The sequence below is a fragment of the Pukyongia salina genome (genome assembly GCF_002966125.1).
Taxonomy (GTDB): domain Bacteria; phylum Bacteroidota; class Bacteroidia; order Flavobacteriales; family Flavobacteriaceae; genus Pukyongia; species Pukyongia salina.
Map to the genome: position 1 here is coordinate 673,041 of NZ_CP027062.1, position 19,632 is coordinate 692,672.

The 19,632-nt window shown below is 42.3% G+C and carries 18 protein-coding genes; 11 read left to right on the forward strand and 7 right to left on the reverse strand.

Translation table 11 applies throughout. From position 1 onward, the window contains the following. Positions 1-12: 12 nt before the first annotated feature. Positions 13-918 (reverse strand): GLPGLI family protein, encoded by a 906-nt coding sequence (locus C5O00_RS03075; protein WP_105214839.1) that lies wholly within the window; start codon positions 916-918, stop codon positions 13-15. A gap of 95 nt (positions 919-1,013) precedes the next feature. Next, positions 1,014-1,865, reverse strand: coding sequence for a GLPGLI family protein (locus tag C5O00_RS03080; protein WP_105214841.1), 852 nt, complete (start codon positions 1,863-1,865; stop codon positions 1,014-1,016). Positions 1,866-1,987: 122 nt separating this feature from the next. On the opposite strand from C5O00_RS03080, the gene C5O00_RS03085 reads away from it, so the two are divergent. Genes C5O00_RS03085 through C5O00_RS03100 form a run of 4 tightly spaced genes read left to right on the forward strand, consistent with a single transcriptional unit; the run spans position 1,988 to position 5,594 of the window. Beyond that, complete coding sequence (locus tag C5O00_RS03085; RefSeq protein ID WP_105214843.1) at positions 1,988-3,475, forward strand: sensor histidine kinase; 1,488 nt, start codon at positions 1,988-1,990, stop codon at positions 3,473-3,475. Then, positions 3,459-4,142, forward strand: a complete 684-nt coding sequence (locus C5O00_RS03090; protein ID WP_105214845.1) for a response regulator transcription factor — start codon at positions 3,459-3,461, stop codon at positions 4,140-4,142. The genes C5O00_RS03085 and C5O00_RS03090 overlap by 17 nt, the downstream gene beginning before the upstream one ends. 31 nt (positions 4,143-4,173) lie before the next feature. Then, complete coding sequence (locus C5O00_RS03095; RefSeq protein WP_105214847.1) at positions 4,174-4,968, forward strand: hypothetical protein; 795 nt, start codon at positions 4,174-4,176, stop codon at positions 4,966-4,968. 5 nt (positions 4,969-4,973) lie between these two features. Beyond that, entirely contained in the window at positions 4,974-5,594 is a 621-nt protein-coding gene (locus C5O00_RS03100) for a deoxynucleoside kinase (protein ID WP_105214849.1), read from the forward strand. A 54-nt stretch (positions 5,595-5,648) separates the two neighbouring features. Here the strand turns inward: C5O00_RS03100 and C5O00_RS03105 are convergent, their stop codons facing one another. The 5 genes from C5O00_RS03105 to C5O00_RS03125 form a co-directional block, all read right to left on the reverse strand. Further along, complete coding sequence (locus C5O00_RS03105) at positions 5,649-8,150, reverse strand: sodium-translocating pyrophosphatase (protein ID WP_105214851.1); 2,502 nt, start codon at positions 8,148-8,150, stop codon at positions 5,649-5,651. An 89-nt stretch (positions 8,151-8,239) separates the two neighbouring features. Continuing rightward, positions 8,240-10,720 carry a DUF5686 and carboxypeptidase-like regulatory domain-containing protein gene (locus C5O00_RS03110; protein ID WP_105214853.1) on the reverse strand — a complete coding sequence of 827 codons (2,481 nt, stop codon included), beginning with the start codon at positions 10,718-10,720 and terminating at the stop codon, positions 8,240-8,242. 145 nt (positions 10,721-10,865) lie between these two features. Further along, on the reverse strand, positions 10,866-11,231 hold the full coding sequence (locus C5O00_RS03115; protein WP_105214855.1) for a four helix bundle protein: 366 nt from the start codon (positions 11,229-11,231) through the stop codon (positions 10,866-10,868). Positions 11,232-11,322: 91 nt separating this feature from the next. Then, positions 11,323-12,300 (reverse strand): pyruvate dehydrogenase complex E1 component subunit beta, encoded by a 978-nt coding sequence (locus C5O00_RS03120; RefSeq protein WP_105214857.1) that lies wholly within the window; start codon positions 12,298-12,300, stop codon positions 11,323-11,325. 87 nt (positions 12,301-12,387) lie between these two features. Further along, positions 12,388-13,263, reverse strand: a complete 876-nt coding sequence (locus C5O00_RS03125) for a hypothetical protein (RefSeq protein WP_105214859.1) — start codon at positions 13,261-13,263, stop codon at positions 12,388-12,390. 250 nt (positions 13,264-13,513) lie between these two features. Here C5O00_RS03125 and C5O00_RS03130 point away from each other — a divergent pair, with 250 nt between their 5' ends. From C5O00_RS03130 to C5O00_RS03160, 7 genes are all read left to right on the forward strand, one after another. Next, entirely contained in the window at positions 13,514-14,254 is a 741-nt protein-coding gene (locus tag C5O00_RS03130) for an electron transfer flavoprotein subunit beta/FixA family protein (RefSeq protein ID WP_105214861.1), read from the forward strand. After that, positions 14,255-15,217: an electron transfer flavoprotein subunit alpha/FixB family protein gene (locus C5O00_RS03135; protein WP_105214863.1), complete on the forward strand. Its 963-nt coding sequence runs from the start codon at positions 14,255-14,257 to the stop codon at positions 15,215-15,217. Between the two features lie 93 nt (positions 15,218-15,310). Further along, positions 15,311-15,934 (forward strand): bifunctional nuclease family protein, encoded by a 624-nt coding sequence (locus tag C5O00_RS03140; protein WP_105214865.1) that lies wholly within the window; start codon positions 15,311-15,313, stop codon positions 15,932-15,934. Between the two features lie 7 nt (positions 15,935-15,941). After that, positions 15,942-17,717, forward strand: a complete 1,776-nt coding sequence (locus C5O00_RS03145) for a NupC/NupG family nucleoside CNT transporter (protein WP_105217553.1) — start codon at positions 15,942-15,944, stop codon at positions 17,715-17,717. A 103-nt stretch (positions 17,718-17,820) separates the two neighbouring features. After that, the gene (locus C5O00_RS03150) at positions 17,821-18,645 is read left to right on the forward strand and encodes a thymidylate synthase (RefSeq protein WP_105214867.1); all 825 of its coding nucleotides are present in this window, start codon (positions 17,821-17,823) and stop codon (positions 18,643-18,645) included. 12 nt (positions 18,646-18,657) lie between these two features. Beyond that, the gene (locus tag C5O00_RS03155; RefSeq protein WP_105214869.1) at positions 18,658-19,089 is read left to right on the forward strand and encodes an energy transducer TonB; all 432 of its coding nucleotides are present in this window, start codon (positions 18,658-18,660) and stop codon (positions 19,087-19,089) included. 43 nt (positions 19,090-19,132) lie between these two features. Beyond that, positions 19,133-19,591 carry an energy transducer TonB gene (locus C5O00_RS03160; RefSeq protein ID WP_244593019.1) on the forward strand — a complete coding sequence of 153 codons (459 nt, stop codon included), beginning with the start codon at positions 19,133-19,135 and terminating at the stop codon, positions 19,589-19,591. Positions 19,592-19,632 lie beyond the last annotated feature (41 nt).

The window sequence follows — 19,632 nt, forward strand, 5'->3', positions numbered from 1 at the left end:
TGGTTGTAGTTTTTATCCCCCGAAACGTCTTCCTCCACCGCCGCGTCCACCGCGACCTCTGAAATTCTCCCGCATTTCATCCATTTTTTCTTTTACGATCTCGTTATATTCTTCACGTGTTACTTCCTTTCCTTTGGTAGGAGCCACTATTTTATCGGCTTCTTTAGGATTAAGTATGATCTTAGAGCACAGCAAAGTAGTGCGATGCGCATTCAGTTCTAATATTAATCCTGGTAATCCTGCATATTCTCCAGGTCCATTCCCAACCGGGATCTGAGGGGTAAACCAGGCAGTCACCTCAATAGTTTTTGGGATCTCGATCTCATCGAACGGATCTGCGGGTTCTGTCTTGGTAGTATCGGCAACCTTTTCTCCTTCATTTTCTTCTTCATTGGTGTTGTCCCGGTTCCTGTCACGATTTCTGCGGCGAGCCATACTGAAATCGTTCTCGTCTATGGGTTTTACCGCCGTTGCTTTTATTGCCAGGTATTGCCCAATTTGCTTAGATTCCTTGGTAATTTGCCAATCCAGATTAGTAAGTGTATCATTAATGAGAAACTCTTTCCCAAAGAATTCACGTTCTTCCAGGATCTGATTGTTCTTTAAATTCTTGTACTGTTTCCCAGCCGAAAAACTCCCCATCATCATAGCAAATCCACCTCTCCCGCCACCGGTTTCCAATTTTTCCTCTTCCTTATAAATGGATTCGTTGCCATTAAAAGTTAGAATGAAGGTTTTTTCCAGGTAGTTTTTCATACGTTCGGCGATCTGCCTTTTCATATCTTCACTCATCTCTCGGTTTCCAAAGTTATCCATATCGACCGTGGTCTTGGATTCGTAGTAGGCAACACCACTAATATTTTGTGAAAAACCAGTAAAGGATATCAATATAATTGCCAGAAAGGATAGTAGTTTCATTATGTTGTAATTTGAATGATTCACAAAGTAAATCGATTCCGATAATATCCTTAGACAATTATATGTTAAAAAGGTTTAATTGAAACTTTAGAATATTAACCTCCCATCCTTATTTCAACAGATCTTCCCTCCCCGCGACGGCTCGACTGAAACCGTTCCTGCATCTCCTTAGACTTCTTCTCTGAGATCTTGTCGTACTCTGCTCTACTCACAACTTTTCCTTTGGTGGGTTCTTTTATTTTTACCCCGTTCTTAGGATTAAGCACCACCTTATTACAAAGTAAGGTCTCCGTACCATCGGTTACTTCCAAAATAAGACCGGGAAGACCAAAATATTCCTGAGGTCCATGTTTTACGGGTATCTGTGGCGTATACCAGGCCATAACCGTATATTCTTCTTCTTCTGATTCTTCTTTAGTATCGGTTTTACCGTTCTCTGAAGAAGATACCATACGGGTAATGGTCCTCGAATCTGTATAGGTTGCCTTAAAGCAAGTATAGGTTCCTATATTCTTGCTCTCTTTGGTTAAGGTCCAGTTTGGTAGTTCTAACAAGTCCTTGATTAGAAACTCTTTTCCCATCAATTCGTTCTGATTCACGTACCGGTTCTCGGCCACATTCTTGTAGAGCTCATCGGCTGCTCCCGAACCCGACACCACAACCATAACTTCTGCACCATTCCCTATCATGGTTTCTGGCTTGTCCAGGGTCTCTACTTCCTTATACATAGATTCCGTCGCAGTGAATTCGAGCGTGTACTCCTTTTCAAATTGCTTTTTTAGCATGGCCTGCATGCGATCCAGCATCTCATCGTTCATATGCGTACTGTCCAATTGGATATCGACCTTGCGATGTGATTTGTAGGTTGCCACCCCCTGCACATCCTGTGCAAGCAACGAAAAGACCAACATGGACAAGATAAGAGTGAGTGTTAAGTGAGATTTCATAATTTATATTTTTAAATTTTACAATACAAATATGGGACAAGCTGGTTTTAATTTGAGTTAAGCTGTGTTAACGTGTGTTAACGCCTTGCCAGCCACCCGGAAATACTTCCTACTTTTGGATTATGAATAATTTAAAGTACAAAAGTATTCTGTATTTCATTGCAGCTGTGATCGTTGCCACTTTCTGCATCCAGGTATACTGGAATTATAAGAATTATGAGGTGGGAAAGCAGCAGCTGATAAACGATGTACAAACTAGCCTGGATAATGCCGTGGAACGGTATTATTCTGAAATCGCCAAAGAGCAATCCTTTAGTTTGATCTCTGAAGGAATGAAATTCTCATCAATCGATATGGTGGATAGTGTATCGTTTAACAAGGATTCTATTTTAAATAAATTAGGCGTTGGGGTTTTTACCGAAAATATTCACCAACGATCTTCGTTGACGCATGCTGCTTTGAAGGATAGTACCGAAATACAAATTATGATCGTGGATAGTGCTGAGAAAGGGAAGATCCTGAAAAGAACCTGGGAGATGAACGACAGCAGCCAGGATCCCATCACATCACTTTCTTCCAAAATTATTGTTTCCATAACCGAAGACTCCCTCTCTTTAAAAACCCTCGACACCTTGTTCTTAAATGAACTGGGACGTAAGAATATTACTTTAGATTATGGGCTCTCCTACGAAGGGATAATGGGATTAACAGAGCAATTAAGACCGGAGAAGATCGAAAGTTCGAAGTTGACTACAACGGCACAATCTCCTTATTCATTTCACGATTATGCCCTAACGGCGCACTTTGGTAATATCACCTTAACAGTCTTAAAGAAAAATCTTCTGGGGCTGTTTTTATCATTTGTCCTGGTTACGGCTGTGATCTTATGTTTATTGTACCTTTTAAGGATCATCCGGCAGCAAAAACAATTGTCTGAACTCAAAAACGACCTTATAAATAACATCACTCATGAATTTAAAACTCCAATTGCTACCATCGGTGTGGCCATGGAGGCCATACAGGAATTCAACACCGAACAAGACATTGAAAAGAATATACGTTATGCTAAAATATCCCATGATCAGGTAAACAAGCTCAATGTAATGGTTGAAAAGTTATTGGAGACCGCCACGCTGGACAGTGAGAAATTAAAGTTGAATCTGGAAACAACAAACCTGGTGGAAATGCTGGAAAAAACTACTTTAAAGGAGATCTATGAGACCTCAGACAAACGTATCTCCTTTAAGAGCAAGGAGGACAGTATTATGTACGAGGTGGATGTTTTTCACTTCGAAAACGCTCTCAATAATGTTATCGACAACGCCGTTAAATACGGAGGAGAGGAAATAATTGTTACCATAGAAAAACAAGCGGCCGGAGTGGAAATTGAGATTAGCGATTCGGGCAATGAGCTAACCGAACAACATAGGAAACGGGTTTTTGAGAAGTTCTACCGGGTGCCCAAAGGAAATACTCACGATATTAAAGGCTTCGGAATTGGCCTTTATTATACCAAGAAGATCATAGAAAAGCACGGCGGTTCCATCGATCTGCTTCTCGACAAATTTACTACCTTCAAGATACACTTACCCTATGCGAACCAAAACTAAAATATTACTGGCTGAAGACGAACCTTCCCTGGGGCAGATCGTTAAAGAAAGTCTGGAAACCCGTGGTTTTGAGGTAGTATTTTGTAAGGACGGGAAGGAAGCCGAAGCCAAATATCATGAAAGCAGTCCACAACTAATGGTGCTGGACGTTATGATGCCAAAAATGGACGGATTTACCTTAGCCAGGGAGATCCGGCGGCACGACAAAGACATTCCTATTATCTTTCTTACTGCCAAGTCTCAAACTCACGACGTTGTTGAAGGCTTTACCCTGGGCGGTAATGATTATCTGAAAAAACCTTTTAGCATGGAAGAGCTTATTGTGCGTATTGAAAATCTCCTTAAAACAGAGCATAATAATCAAGATGAAACCGAATGTAACATTGGTAAATACGTGTTTAACCCAAAGAACCAATCGCTACGATATATGGATGATGAGAGTATTGCACTTACGCACAGGGAGTCACAGTTACTGCTACACCTAAATGCCAATAGAAATGCCGTTCTGGATAGATCTTTCATTCTTAAAAAGTTATGGCAAAATGATGATTTCTTTAGTGGGCGGAGTATGGATGTGTTTATTAGCCGTCTTCGGAAGAAATTAAAAAAGGATAAGAGTATTCAGATAGTGAATATTAGAGGGTATGGTTATAAACTAATCTGCTAATTTCTACGTTGCTTTTTGTATATTGTTGCATATGAAAAGCTTTGCTTTTTTACTTTTATTATGTTCGGCTACACTTTCGGCCCAAATGCTGAAGAAAGTAGATTCCAGGCCCCTGGATGTCGACACCTTTGTAGGGATAGATTCTTATAAGAATACCTACTTCATCAAAGATATGGTTCTGCATAAAACAGGGCCATTAGGAGATTTCGTTTTTAGGGATTTTCAATTAGGACCTGTTTCATCGGTCGATATCATCAATCCCCTGAATGTTGTTGTTTTTTACGAAGAAACCAATACGGTCGTTCTAGTGGATAACCGTCTTAATGAGATCGAACGAATAAGTTTTAACAACCTTCCACAATTTATCAATGTAGCCATGGCAACTAATGCCGGAAATAACCAGTTGTGGATATTCAATATTGAGACGCAGCAACTCGAGCTGTATAATTACCGAAGCGGCAGGAAAACTTTGATATCTCAACCCATATCGAGTTCGGTTTTAGGGTTGGCGAGCGATTTCAATTACTGCTATGTTCTTACAACAGAGTCGATTCAGAAATACAATATCTACGGAAGTTTTTTATCTGAAACTTTTGCAGAAGGATTTGAGAAGATCATTCAGCAAAATGAACAACTGATAGCCGTAAAAAACAATGAGATTCATTTTCAGGCGCAACTCGATTCGGATACTGTTCTATTACTTAATCCGTTAAAAGTTCCACTCCCCGAAAACAACGTTAAAGACTTGCAGCTTACCCAAGATTTCCTGTATATTTATGACGGATTAAGCGTCCATTCTTTTACACTAACCCAACCTAAGCAATAATATTTATGCATGTTGCAATTGCAGGAAACATAGGCTCCGGAAAGACCACCCTCACCAGATTACTCGCCAAGCACTACAAGTGGAAGGCGCATTACGAAGATGTTGAGGACAACCCTTATCTGGACGATTTCTACAATCAGATGGAACGATGGAGTTTCAATCTGCAGGTTTATTTCCTGAACAGTCGATTTCGCCAGATCCTGGATATTCGTGAAAGTGGTAAGAATATCATACAAGACCGCACAATTTACGAAGACGCCTATATTTTTGCGCCTAACCTGCACGCCATGGGGTTAATGACCAATAGGGATTTTGAGAACTACCGTTCGCTATTCGACCTGATGGAGAGTGTGACCAAAGGGCCGGACCTGTTAATTTATCTGCGAAGTAGTATCCCTAACCTGGTTCAGCAAATTCATGCCCGTGGACGTGAGTACGAGAATTCTATCAGTATAGATTATCTAAGCAGACTAAACGAACGCTATGAAGCCTGGATACAGGAATACGACAAAGGCAACCTAATTGTTTTTGATGTGGATAACATCAATTTTGTGGACAATCCCGAGCACCTGGGTAAGGTAGTAGAAAAGATAGACGCCGAGATCCACGGATTATTTCAAAAATAAGCACAAAAAAAGCCCGAAACTTGCGTTCGGGCTTTTCTTCAGAAGAAAAATAAATTAATTTTCCTCTTCAATTTCTTCTACAACCTTTTCGATCACTTTCTCACCTTTTTCGACGTTGACATCAACATCCTTTAAGGCTTCGATCTGTGCTCGTACTTCTTCTTCGGTTCCTGTAAAGGTTTTTGTTTCTGAAGTAGTTTCACCATCTCTGGTAGTTTCGATAGTTACTTTAGCTGTGGTAACATCACCTTCGGTAGACATCTCCACTTTCACCTCTTTTGAAACCTTGGCCTTATCGGCCACCATCTTGTTATTCGATTTATCGGTTAAAACGGTTTTGTTTCCATCTTCGTCGATAAAGATCATCTCATCGGAAGTATGAACTCCGCTATCGGCATGACCATGTCCTGAACCCAGGATAGGAGCGATCACCAATCCAACAAGACAAGTAAGTTTTATAAGGATATTCATAGAAGGACCCGAGGTATCTTTAAACGGATCTCCAACAGTATCTCCTGTTACAGCTGCTTTGTGCGCTTCACTTCCTTTATAGGTCATTTCACCATCGATCATTACTCCTGCTTCGAAAGACTTCTTAGCATTATCCCATGCACCACCTGCATTGTTCTGGAAGATGGCCCACATCACTCCACTTACACATACTCCGGCCATATAACCTCCAAGAGGTTCTGCACCAAACACTAAACCGATCACCACAGGGGTAACGATGGTAAGCAGACCGGGCAACAGCATTTCCTTAAGAGCTGCCTGGGTTGAAATATCAACACATTTAGCATATTCAGGAGTACCGGTTCCTTCCATGATCCCAGGGATGTCTCGAAACTGTCTTCTAACTTCTTTCACCATTTCCATGGCTGCCTTACCTACAGATTTCATTGCCATGGCAGAGAATACTACAGGAATCATACCTCCTACAAACAACATGGCCAATACATCTGCACGGAAGATATTAATTCCATCGATGCCTGTAAAGGTTACATAGGCAGCGAAAAGAGCAAGAGCTGTTAAAGCGGCAGAAGCAATGGCGAAACCTTTACCAACTGCGGCAGTTGTATTTCCAACAGAATCCAGAATATCGGTTCGCTCACGAACGTGAGGTTCCAGTTCACTCATTTCGGCAACGCCACCCGCGTTATCTGCAATAGGACCAAAAGCATCGATAGCCAATTGCATGGCTGTAGTCGCCATCATAGCAGAAGCGGCCAGAGCCACACCATAGAATCCAGCTAACTCGTAAGACCCGTAGATAGCAGCTGCAAATAGTAGTACACTCCAGAAGGTAGATCGCATACCTACCGCCAATCCGGCGATGATGTTGGTTGCGGCACCTGTGGAAGAATTTTTTACGATATCCATTACCGGCTTTTTACCAAGGCTGGTAAAATGAGCCGTCACGTAAGAGATAAGGGCTCCCACGGCAAGACCTATCATACAGGCATAGAATACATGTCTGGAAGGTATTTCTTTAGCACCTTCTCCAAAGAAGTTCATAGTCATCGTTTCCGGAAGCATCCAGCGAATAAGAAACCAGCTGGCAACCAGTGTTAGAATGATGGCAGTCCAGTTACCCATATCCAGGGCTCTTTGAACCTGTGCTTCTTTCGCATCGTTATTTTTGATCTTTACGATAAAGGTCCCGATAATAGAAGCAAGGATCCCAACTCCAGCTATCACAAGAGGAAGCAGAATTGGTCCCATATTATTAAATGCATCGGTGAACTGAGTTCCCATGCTCATATCTCTAATTACATAGTTACCTAATACCATAGAAGCAAGAACTGTTGCAACGTAACTACCAAACAGGTCGGCTCCCATTCCGGCAACATCACCTACGTTATCTCCAACGTTATCTGCAATGGTTGCAGGGTTACGAGGATCATCTTCAGGAATTCCCGCCTCTACTTTTCCTACAAGGTCGGCTCCTACGTCGGCGGCTTTGGTGTAGATTCCACCACCCACACGTGCGAATAACGCTATACTTTCAGCACCAAGGGAGAATCCGGCTAGAGCCTCAAGTACAATGGTCATATTATCGTAGAAAGATCCGTCGGGATTTCCCATAAATTGTCCTACGAAGAAAAAGAAGAACAGACTAAGGCCTAAAACGGCTAATCCGGCAACACCAAGTCCCATTACGGTTCCACCTCCAAAAGACACTTTCAGAGCCTGTGGAAGACTTGTTTTGGCTGCTTCGGCAGTTCTGGTATTGGCTTCGGTAGCAACGCGCATCCCGATATTTCCTGCCGCCGCCGAAAAGATCGCTCCAAAAACGAAAGCTGGTACGATCATCCAACTGGTAGACTCTACCTGGGTAGATATGAAGAATAAAAGTCCGGCAGCTACGATAGCAAAGATCAATAGTAGTCGGTACTCTGCGTTGAGGAAGGCAAGCGCTCCTTCTTTAATACTTTTGGAAATGAATTGCATCCGTTCACTTCCGGCAGCTTGTTTCTTAACCCAGCTCATTTTGATGAGCATGAAAATGAGGCCTAATACAGAAAGTGCGATTGGTACATAGATAATGTTCTGTTCCATTATTGTTTATTTAGTTAGAAATGTCTTCTTTTTTGCGGTTGCAAAAGTAAGAAAATTTTTGAGGGTAGTTAAGATAAAAATCGTAGATTTTAAAACGAAAACCCAAATACCCCGGTAACCCCAAATTTACGTGCGTCGGGATTTCCCAGGTAGTTCCCACGGAAATTGAAATCAAGACGGAACACCCGGAAGATATTACCCACTCCAACGCTCCACTCCCAGTAGATATCTTCAGGCGCCTGCATTAATAATCCGTTAGGTGCATTCAAGGCGATGTTTTCATCGGAAATTGTTCCATAAGCGGCCCTAAATCCTACTACTTCCCTGAGGTCTAGTTTTCTAAGTAAAGGAACGCGAGAGAAGATCCTACCACCAAAATTATGCTGTAAATGCAGACTTGCATAACTATCGGTAACGAATTCGTAAAAATCCAGGTTAGTAAAAGCATTATAAATACTAAATAAGGTCTGGTTTCCAGGAATGGGACTTAAAAGGCCGAGAGGTACCGGATCGTAGATCTTCCCCACCTCGATAGTACTCCATAATCTCCCTAAACCTCCAATATTCCATGGTTGAGTGTACAGTGCCTGAAGCTTATTATATTCGAAATCTCCTCCCAGAACGTCCTTTAATCCATAGGTATAACCCAAATAGAAAGAAGGAAAATCCCCGTCGTTGATGATGGTTCGCTCCACCCCATATCCGGAGGTCTTTCGCCTGGGCGTGTAGAAAACAGCAAACTCTATCTCAGGTTGCGATATCTCACTCTGTATCTCACCGTTCTGGTCGAAATAATCCAGACTAAAGGTTTCGGTGGCAGACTCCAATGTTCTATACGATCCGGTAAGCTGAAACTTTAAATTCTTCGCAGGCTCCATGCTAAATCCTGCAGTACTTAGATTGATTCGTGATAGTTTGTCGTTGGCTCCCACTGTAATTAGTGAAGATGACGCCAAACTTCGTCCCAGCACATCGTTACTGGTGGTAAGACTGGCTCCTGTTTGCTCTACGTCCTTCCTGTTTCCCCCAAATACGGTGAGTCTGGATTTTCTATCGAGTAACCATTTACCCGAGACTCCGTACTTGAACCGTTCATCCCTAAAACCATAGGCGCCAAAAACCTCGAGCCTCCATGGGTCATTCTGACTGAAATACGTTCGGCCACCGAGACGGATACGAAGGCCTTCGGCCTCATTGAATCCGAAGACAGAAAATACCGGCCCTATGTCGAAATTACCTACTTCATAGTAACCGGATGCGAGGGTTGCGGCAATATTGTAAAGCGATTTGAATCTGGGTATGGTCTTTAGGGTGTCAAGCATTTTATAGACCCCCTTCTCATCCTTACTTAGACTTTCCATTCGCCGCTGTTCCCAGAAATCATCAGGGCGGTTGTAGATCTCGTATGCATACGGATCTGTTTGCTCACTATAGAATTTCTTATCCTTTACCCGGTCAAATTGGTAATTATCGTATAAGGTTGTTCGCTTTCCGTAGATACCACGGGCTCCTTCTTTCTTCTTTAAACTGAAATCGGATAGGAAATAGTCTCTTGTAATAAGAAAGATAGAGTCGTTCAGCACATCAAATTCCTGTTCGATGTACACCTCTCTCACCCAGTTTAGGTTTGCACTTTTAGAAGCCTGAAGATTGATCTCTTTGATCGCCCAGGTAGTATCGTTTACCCAGAAATCTCCTTTGAAGGTAAGTTCGTTCTTTCTACGCGGATAGTAAACTATATTATAACACCATTTATTATCGCGAAAGGCGCTATCCAGCAATACGTAGTTATAAACATCTATGCCCGTTTTCGACAAGGGGCTGGTAAAAGCCTTATCGAAGAACTTCATATAATTGTCGTAGACATCGTACTCTTTGTAGAGATCTTTTATGAATGCAATTAGCGTTTGATTATTTTCAAAACCCGAATTCTTATTCCCCTCCAGGATCTCCTTTTCTTCATTTAGCAGATTATCTCCGTAAACCTTAGAATAGGCCTCATTGATAAAAATAGGGAGGTAGCTGTTCCCGGTAATTTTGGAGGTGTCTATCTGTTCCCAGACAAATTCCATTCCCTTAAAAACTTTACTCTTAATAAGGCCGGAATCTATGGTATTCAGGTCGAATTCTAGCTTTTCGTACTTATCGTATTCGTACTGATCGAATTTCTTAACTCCGTTCTCACGCCGATTCTCCCAAATTTTCCGAAGAATTACCAGGGCAGGATTGTCCTTTTTGGAAGTTTTCCCACTGTAAACCACCACCTCATCGAGGGATGAAGCCTCTTCTTTCAGGACCACGGACAGATCGTAGGTAACTCTGGCAGTAAGTTCTATATTCTTTAATTCGTACCCTACAAACGACACCCAGATCGCGCTGTAAGAATCACTACTTTCCAGGTAAAATCGTCCATCTTCGTTGGTAATAGTGCCCTCATTAGAATCTTTAAAGATCACATTGGCAAAGGCCACAGGGTCACCAAATTCGTCATTTACTACTCCGCTTACTTTGGTTTGAGCCAAAGCCTGGATACTGATAAGAAAAATAAAAGCAAGTAAAGAATGCTTCATAAGTAGGAAACGAAAGGGATATAAAAAAATTTTAGCGGCCTATTTCAAGCCTACAAAGAAACAATAATTCTAATAATGTCCTTTTAATAAAATCACAAAACTCAAAGTACAAATCTCAAATAAATTACAAATACCAATAGCCAAATCAACTGGATTTTTCGATTATTGCTGACAATATTTTCTTTAATTCATTAGCCTCCCTGAATAAAAGTGCAGGGGAATCTTTAATTGAGAATTTATTGGTTTCAAGAATAAGTCTCAACCAATATGCACTCTCTTTCGCTTCTTTTTTACTTATTTTTATCCGAAATAGAAAATCCTTTTTGCTTACAGCCTCATTGGCTTCGATGTAATTTGCACCAATTGAACCCGACGAGCGAATTAGCTGTTTAATATCTTCATTATTCGCACCCGATGCTGGCAGATTCTTCGCGAACAAACGAACTTCTTTCGCAAACAAGAAAGTTCGTTCTTCTAGATCAAAGGGCTTTCTATTTGTTTTTTCTAACATCCATGATGAAATTATTCGGGAGTTAGAATTTTAGTAATTGTAAGGTTGGAGATTATTTGTGATTTGGTTATTGTGATTTGACTTGTTAAAACTACTTATATAACACTTTTTTAACGGCCTTGATCACATCATTGCTATTTGGCAACCATTCTTCAAGTAGTGCCGGCGAATAAGGTGCAGGGGTGTCACCAGTATTAAGTTTTACAATGGGAGCATCAAGATAATCAAACGCTTGTATTTGAACCTGGTAAGTGATTTCTGTAGCCACATTGCCAAAAGGCCAGGCCTCTTCCAGAATTACAAGTCGGTTTGTCTTTTTCACCGAATCCAGGATGGTTTTATGATCCATAGGCCGCACGGTACGCAGGTCGATGATCTCACATTCTATACCCTCATTCGCTAGTTCTTCGGCTGCTTTATAGGCCTCTTTTATGATCTTTCCGAAGGAAACGATCGTAACATCCTTGCCTTCTCTTTTTATTTCAGCTACCCCAATAGGTATAAGGTATTCTCCTTCAGGAACCTCCCCTTTATCACCATACATCTGCTCACTTTCCATGAAGATTACCGGGTCGTCGTCACGGATGGCGCTTTTCAGTAAACCCTTTGCATCTGCAGGATTACTGGGAACCACAACCTTTAACCCGGGACAATTAGCGTACCAGCTCTCGAAAGCCTGAGAGTGGGTTGCGGCTAGCTGTCCTGCTGAAGCCGTTGGCCCTCTGAACACAATAGGAATATTGAACTGCCCACCGCTCATCTGCCGCATTTTCGCAGCATTATTAATGATCTGGTCAATTCCCACCAAGGAGAAATTGAAGGTCATAAATTCGATAATTGGCCTATTGCCATTCATCGCACTACCCACACCAATACCAGAGAAACCTAATTCGGAAATAGGAGTATCGATAACCCGTTTTGCACCAAATTCATCCAGCATACCTTTACTGGCTTTATAAGCCCCGTTGTATTCGGCAACCTCTTCACCCATTAGATAGATGGATTCATCACGGCGCATCTCTTCACTCATTGCCTCGGCTATTGCTTCCCGGAATTGTAATGTTTTCATATTGAAAGCTTCAGAAAATTAGAATGACAAAAATAGACAATTCTATTATTTATTTCAGCTAAATTTTAGAATTGTCTATCTCGGCTACTAATGATTTTCATCTTCTTCTGAACCTCCGCTCCCCTCTTCCTGGTTATTATTACGACAACAAACAATATGCGCTCCCTTAAGCTCCGGGGCTGTAGTTCCGGTAAACGCCAGATTGTAAAGTCCATTATTTTCGTAATTCGCCGTAAGAATACTCTCCCAGGATATATATCCGAAACGGGGATCGTTAGGGCCATTATCCTCGCCACATTTACAAACGAAAATAACCTGTCTGTGAACCGAGAATAGAAGCTGCTTTGCGCCTGTGTTAACCGACTTAAAACGTACGGCAAGGTGTTCGGAGAAGGTACATTGGCCTAATTCTGTGGAGCGCGCATTTAAGATGTGATACCCCTTTTTTATTTCTTCCAGAAATTTATCATACAAATTTTTCAAGGCATCCTCCTCTGCCGCAGAAAGATCTCCGTTACCCTTAACTTCATCCACGAACTCATCAGCTGTATACCCGGCATCGATCTTTATTAGGATTCTATCTCGAACAGGATGTGCCAGAAAAGCGACATCGGCACCTTCAATGTCTCCGAAATTCCCTTCATCCACAGGTTTTTGGATTAGCCGGGAAAAGTCGAATACCCGCAAAATTTCGTCAAAACGTCTTTCATCAATATCGAGGTCTGCCAATTGGCCGTACATATTCATCAGCGATTGGAAACAAGGCTTGCCTGTCTCTTCATTGTGCTGTGGGCCCGGGGGATTATGAGTTTGCCAATCGATCCCGTTTACCGCGGCAGTGAATGAATCCACACTTTCCTGAGCGATGGGCTTGAGTTTCTTCTTCCTTTCTCTCTCCTGCTTATCACAGGAAACTAACGTGATTAGCATGAGCAATGCGATTGTTAAATACCTGGTTTTCATAATATTGTATTTTATATTTCTGAATCAAATCTAAGTACAATACATACCATATATTAGTCAAATGTGATTTAGATACCTCCTAATGAGTAACCATATACTTTCGATTAGAATTCGAAAATCCGAAGAAAATATTTTATTATGCATGCATAGGAAAATTGGGAATATAATCGTATCTTGCGTACCGCAAAATTTGGGTGGTTTAATAGCCTTATATTTGCCGAATATTTTTCAATTTTAAATCGATTTATTTATGAAAATAGCAGTGTGCATTAGCCATGTGCCAGACACCACTTCGAAGATCAACTTCACGGAGGGTGACACAAAATTCGATACCAACGGCGTTCAGTTTGTAATAAATCCTAACGATGAGTTTGGTCTAACACGAGCGATGTGGTTTAAAGAAAAACAAGGTGCCACAGTACATGTATTAAATGTAGGCGGCCCGGAAACCGAACCTACATTACGTAAAGCTCTGGCCATTGGTGCCGATGAAGCCATAAGGGTAAATACAGCTCCTACCGATGGTTTTTCGGTAGCAAAGCAACTGGCTCATGTAATTGCCGAAGGCGGTTACGACCTGGTTATTGGCGGACGCGAATCTATAGACTATAATGGAGGAATGGTTCCGGGGATGATCGCGAAACTAAACGACGCGAATTTTGTAAATACCTGTATCGGCCTGGAGATCGAAGGAAATACTGCAACTGCAGTGAGGGAGATCGACGGCGGAAAAGAAACTATAAAAACAAGTCTTCCATTGGTGATTGGAGGGCAAAAAGGTCTCGTGGAAGAAAGTGACCTGCGCATCCCGAATATGCGTGGCATCATGCAGGCGAGATCTAAACCCCTTCACGTAAAAGAAGCTGTAGACAGCCAGGCTGAGACCCGATCGGTTCAATTTGAAAAGCCTGCGCCGAGGGGAGCCGTAAAGCTTGTAGACAACGTGGACGACCTAATAAATCTATTACACAACGAAGCAAAAGTGATCTAAATTATGGTATTAGTATATACAGAATCTGAAGAAGGAAAATTCAAGAAAATAGCACAAGAGGCTGTTTCTTATGCCAAAGGAGTTGCAGACATGCTGGGGACAACTGTAACAGCTGTTACCGTAAATGCAGGAGATACTTCCGAATTAGGAAATTACGGTGCTACTAAAGTTCTTGAAGTTAGTAATGACGCCCTGGCTAATTTTAACGCGGAAGCATATGCCAAGGTAGTTTCGGAAGCCGCCCGAAAGGAAAACGCTTCTGTGGTGATACTCACCTCCAGTGCGAATAGTAAATTTATGGCACCACTAGTGGCCGTAGACCTCAATGCCGGCTACGTGCCAAATGTTACAGGATTACCAGAGAGCACTGCTCCTTTTAAAGTAAAGCACAGTGTGTTTACTAATAAGGCCTTCTCAATCACCGAGATCACAACAGATGTGAAGGTGATAGGCGTTGCGAAAAACGCGTACGGTCTTGTTGAGAACCAAACTTCCGAAACCACAGAATCGTTTGCACCGGAAGTATCCGCCGGAAATAGTGAAGTGGTTTCGGTAGAGAAAGCAACCGATAAAGTAACGATTGCCGACGCAGAAATTGTTGTTTCCGCCGGAAGGGGGATGAAAGGCCCTGAGAACTGGGGTATGATAGAAGAACTTGCAGCAACTCTTGGAGCTGCTACAGCATGTTCTAAACCCGTAAGCGATATGGGCTGGAGACCACATTCTGAGCACGTTGGCCAAACAGGAAAACCCGTTGCTTCCAATCTATATATCGCGATAGGTATTTCAGGAGCAATTCAGCATTTAGCTGGAATTAACGCCTCTAAAGTAAAGGTGGTGATCAATAACGATCCCGAAGCACCTTTCTTTAAAGCAGCAGATTACGGCATCGTTGGTGATGCCTTCGAGGTGGTACCTCAACTCACAGAAAAATTAAAAGAGTTTAAGGTACAAAACGCGTAAAATTTAGTATTTTGTGCTTCGAAAAAGGGCTGTTTAAATGAGTAAATGCCTTATTTAAGCAGCCTTTTAATATCCAATAGATTTATCGAATAAATGAGTTTAGTACGGCTAAATATTAAAGGAATATCGTATAGTCAGACCCAAAATGGTGCCTACGCCCTAATACTTAGCGAAGTGGATGGTGAGCGCAAACTCCCCATAGTAATTGGCGCCTTTGAAGCACAATCCATCGCGATAGCCCTGGAGAAAGAAATTAAACCCCCAAGGCCCCTAACCCATGATCTTTTTAAGAATTTTGCAGATCATTTCGATATAGTCGTAAAACAGGTGATCATCCATAAATTGGTAGATGGAGTGTTCTATTCGAGTATTATTTGTGAACGCGATACCATCGAAGAGATCATCGACGCCCGAACCAGCGATGCTATTGCCCTTGCGCTGCGTTTCAAGGCACCCATTTTTACCTATAAGAATATACTGGACAAGGCAGGTATCTATTTAAAGACCCAAAAGAAAAAAGAAGCAACAACCGAACAGGAAGAAGCTGTTATTGAAGAACTACTCGCGGGTGACGATAAGGAGTCTGTCGCTCCAAAACTAAGTGAAGATTTCAGTAAATTTAGTTTGAAAGAACTCAATGAAATGCTGGATCAGGCAGTGGCCGACGAGAATTACGAAAAAGCCGCTGCTATAAGGGATGAGATCTCCAAAAGGTAAAAACAATATGCAAAAATCACTCATGCTGTTATTGCTGGTTCTGGCCTTCGGAAGTAATTTCGGACAAGAGCTGGAAAAAACCTGGCACTTTTCGGCAATAGAGAATGAACAGGGCGAAACCCTGGTTGCTGTCGATCCCGACATCGATTTTTTAACCCTTTCGGAAGGAACCTTCAGCTATGAACTCGCTGCCAAGAACAACCTAAAGGCCTCCGGGGATTATATAATTCAGAATAATTTACTGCTGTTCTTCTACGTGCAACCCAACGACACTCTAAGAAGATACCGAATAACCGAACATACAGATAGTACCCTGGTTTTCAAAGAGGATCAGGTTATGTATAAATTCCGTTCTACGGTTGATTCCCCCCCTGTGGTTACCTCCACAGATCAACAACAAACGTTGGCAGTTGACCCTACAAAGGGGTTAGGTATTACGTTGAATAGCGTTATACGCGGAGCCATAGGAATGATCTTTCTGCTTCTTATTTGTTATCTCCTAAGCAGCAATCGTCGACAAATTAGCTGGCGCCTTGTTTTTTCGGGACTCGCCCTTCAGCTGATCTTTGCAGTGTTAGTGCTGAAAGTTCCGTTTGTTGCTACTATCTTCGAATGGTTTTCGGAAAAGGTTGTAGCGTTCCTTTCCCTGGCAGATATTGGCGCAAATTTTGTCTTTGGTGCATGGCCGGATCTGGCCGAAATTTTTCAAGTTAGGTTCGACGCAGATGGCAACGTAATAAAAGAATCCTTCACTATAGGTTATATTTTTGCCTTTAAGGTGCTCCCTACCATTGTTTTCTTTTCCGCTTTTACCTCTTTGTTATATTACCTCGGAATCTTGCAAAAGATCGTATATGCCTTTGCCTGGGTAATGAGTAAGACCATGAGATTATCAGGAGCTGAAAGTTTAGCAGCGGCCGCCAACATCTTTATTGGACAAACCGAAGCACCTCTGGTAGTAAAACCCTACCTGGAGAAAATGACCAAAAGTGAAATGCTTTGCCTGATGGTGGGTGGTATGGCAACCATAGCCGGGGGCGTACTGGCTGCTTTTATAGCTTTTTTAGGAGGCGATAGTGACGCCGAACGTGTGATCTTTGCCAAGCATTTGTTAACTGCCTCTATCATGTCTGCTCCTGCGGCTATCGTAATTGCCAAAATGTTGTACCCCGAAGTTGAAACGGTGAACACCAAACTTAGCATTGCCCGCGATAAAATTGGCTCTAACGTACTGGATGCCATTTCGAAAGGTACGACCGATGGAGTGAAACTTGCGGTGAATGTGGGTGCCATGTTATTGGTTTTTACTTCGCTTATGGCAGTTTTAAACTGGATCTCCTCGGATCTGGTGGGTGGCCCAACCGGGTTGAACGATAAGATCGCCAGCGTTACAGAAGGCAGGTATACCGAACTTTCCATGCAATATATACTGGGTAACCTTTTTGCTCCTGTTGCCTGGATCATTGGGGTCCCCGCCGAAGATATCGTTGTGGTGGGACAACTCCTGGGAGAAAAAACCATTCTAAACGAATTCTACGCTTATGCTTCATTAAGTGACCTGAAGAATAACGGTGCGATCACAAATTATCGATCTATCGTAATTGCAACCTATGCGCTTTGTGGTTTCGCGAATTTCGCATCCATCGGGATACAGATTGGTGGCATAGGGGTGCTGGCACCATCCCAGCGAAAGACATTGGCCGCTTTCGGGATCAAGGCCTTAATAGGGGGTACTGTCGCTGCCTTGTTAACGGCAACAATTGCCGGTATGTTGATCGGGTAGACTTTCAGAATAAAAACCGTTGATAACTTGTAATAAAAGAACTGATTTGCTGTTCTTTAAAAACAGCCTGTTTTATATTTTTATTTCCTGAAAAAAGATCGGCATGAAACAATATCACGACCTCGTTAAACATATATTAGAACACGGAGCAGAAAAGAGCGATCGTACCGGTACGGGCACCAAAAGTGTGTTTGGCTACCAGATGCGTTTCGATCTTAGTGAAGGTTTTCCAATGGTCACTACCAAAAAACTTCACCTGAAGTCGATCATCTACGAATTACTCTGGTTCCTGAATGGGGATACCAATATAAAATACCTGCAGGAGAATGGTGTTCGGATCTGGAACGAATGGGCAGACGAAGAAGGCAACCTGGGACCTGTTTACGGCCACCAATGGAGAAATTGGAATAGTGAGGAGATCGACCAGATCTCTGAGGTGATCCAAACTTTAAAGACCAATCCCGATAGCAGGCGAATGCTGGTGAGTGCCTGGAATCCATCTGTACTACCCGACACCTCAAAACCTTTTGCCGAAAACGTGGCTAACGGTAAAGCGGCCCTCCCTCCTTGTCATGCATTCTTCCAGTTCTATGTGGCCGATGGAAAACTCTCTTGTCAACTCTATCAACGAAGCGCCGATGTCTTCTTAGGAGTACCCTTTAATATCGCATCCTACGCTTTGTTTACCATGATGATGGCACAGGTTTGTGGTTATGAAGCCGGAGATTTCATTCATACCTTTGGCGATGCCCACATCTACAGCAATCATATGGAGCAATTGGAGCTTCAGTTGTCCCGGGATCCACGCCCGTTACCGAAAATGTTGCTCAATCCGGATGTAAAAGATATCTTTGGCTTTAAATTTGATGATTTTAAACTTGTAAACTACGACCCCCACCCACATATAAAAGGTGTGGTTGCCGTGTAAAAAAGCCTATTTATGAAAAATCTAATAGTACTGCTATTCCTTATCACCACTGTTGGCGGTTATGCCCAGGAATGGGGAACAATTGAAAAGAACAAGATAACCATGCGGGAAGTAGCTCCAGTTTGGCCCGGATGTGAAAATGACAGTGCCACTAAAAGAGATAACTGCTTCAATACTCAACTTGCCACCCATATTGCCAAAAACTTTAAATATCCTGCCGAAGAGTATAAGAAGAACATACAGGGGCGTGTGGTAGTAACCTTTATCGTGAATACCGAAGGCCTTATCGAGATCAAGAGCATCACAGGAGGAAACGAGGGATTACAGGCAGAAGCCAAGCGCAATATCTTGTCCATCCCAAAAATGGCCAAACCGGGGATGTTAGCCGGTAAACCCCGGGCTATAGAATACACTGTGCCAATTACCTTTAAAACAGGTAAGTAAAATGTTTAAAAATATCTTTCTTGTTTGTACTCTTTTGATGGGTATGAATTTATTCGCCCAGAACGAAAGCGATACTTCTACCATTACCAAGGAAGCCGATGTTCCATTTGCTACTATTGAAAATGTTCCAGTGTTTCCAGGCTGTGAAGGTTCAGACAATATGATTCTGAAAAAATGCATGTCGGATAACATAGCCCGAGTAGTGAGTGAAAATTTCGACATGAAACTGGTAAAATCCCTTGATCTAAAGCCGAGAAAATACAGGATCGCAGTACAATTTAAGATAGATAAAACAGGAAATGTGGTGGATATTCGTTCCAGAGCAGACCATGAGATGCTGGAAGCAGAGGCCATACGAGTAGTTTCTCTTCTCCCTCAAATGAGGCCGGGGAAACAACGTGGACAAGAAGTAGGAGTACTATATGCACTCCCCATCATATTTGAAGTGGAACCTTCGGCCAAAGCAGAACGCCGGCTAAAACGCAAGAAATCCGGGGATTAGCAGCAACAAGGTTTAACAAAGCATAAAGAAAATTCGAAAAA

Bases quoted from the DNA above. Each gene is read 5' to 3' on its own strand.
- C5O00_RS03075 (WP_105214839.1), bottom strand. From the start codon at position 918: ATGAAACTACTATCCTTTCTGGCAATTATATTGATATCCTTTACTGGT.
- C5O00_RS03080 (WP_105214841.1), bottom strand. From the start codon at position 1,865: ATGAAATCTCACTTAACACTCACTCTTATCTTGTCCATGTTGGTCTTT.
- C5O00_RS03085 (WP_105214843.1), top strand. From the start codon at position 1,988: ATGAATAATTTAAAGTACAAAAGTATTCTGTATTTCATTGCAGCTGTG.
- C5O00_RS03090 (WP_105214845.1), top strand. From the start codon at position 3,459: ATGCGAACCAAAACTAAAATATTACTGGCTGAAGACGAACCTTCCCTG.
- C5O00_RS03095 (WP_105214847.1), top strand. From the start codon at position 4,174: ATGAAAAGCTTTGCTTTTTTACTTTTATTATGTTCGGCTACACTTTCG.
- C5O00_RS03100 (WP_105214849.1), top strand. From the start codon at position 4,974: ATGCATGTTGCAATTGCAGGAAACATAGGCTCCGGAAAGACCACCCTC.
- C5O00_RS03105 (WP_105214851.1), bottom strand. From the start codon at position 8,150: ATGGAACAGAACATTATCTATGTACCAATCGCACTTTCTGTATTAGGC.
- C5O00_RS03110 (WP_105214853.1), bottom strand. From the start codon at position 10,720: ATGAAGCATTCTTTACTTGCTTTTATTTTTCTTATCAGTATCCAGGCT.
- C5O00_RS03115 (WP_105214855.1), bottom strand. From the start codon at position 11,231: ATGTTAGAAAAAACAAATAGAAAGCCCTTTGATCTAGAAGAACGAACT.
- C5O00_RS03120 (WP_105214857.1), bottom strand. From the start codon at position 12,300: ATGAAAACATTACAATTCCGGGAAGCAATAGCCGAGGCAATGAGTGAA.
- C5O00_RS03125 (WP_105214859.1), bottom strand. From the start codon at position 13,263: ATGAAAACCAGGTATTTAACAATCGCATTGCTCATGCTAATCACGTTA.
- C5O00_RS03130 (WP_105214861.1), top strand. From the start codon at position 13,514: ATGAAAATAGCAGTGTGCATTAGCCATGTGCCAGACACCACTTCGAAG.
- C5O00_RS03140 (WP_105214865.1), top strand. From the start codon at position 15,311: ATGAGTTTAGTACGGCTAAATATTAAAGGAATATCGTATAGTCAGACC.
- C5O00_RS03145 (WP_105217553.1), top strand. From the start codon at position 15,942: ATGCAAAAATCACTCATGCTGTTATTGCTGGTTCTGGCCTTCGGAAGT.
- C5O00_RS03150 (WP_105214867.1), top strand. From the start codon at position 17,821: ATGAAACAATATCACGACCTCGTTAAACATATATTAGAACACGGAGCA.
- C5O00_RS03155 (WP_105214869.1), top strand. From the start codon at position 18,658: ATGAAAAATCTAATAGTACTGCTATTCCTTATCACCACTGTTGGCGGT.
- C5O00_RS03160 (WP_244593019.1), top strand. From the start codon at position 19,133: ATGAATTTATTCGCCCAGAACGAAAGCGATACTTCTACCATTACCAAG.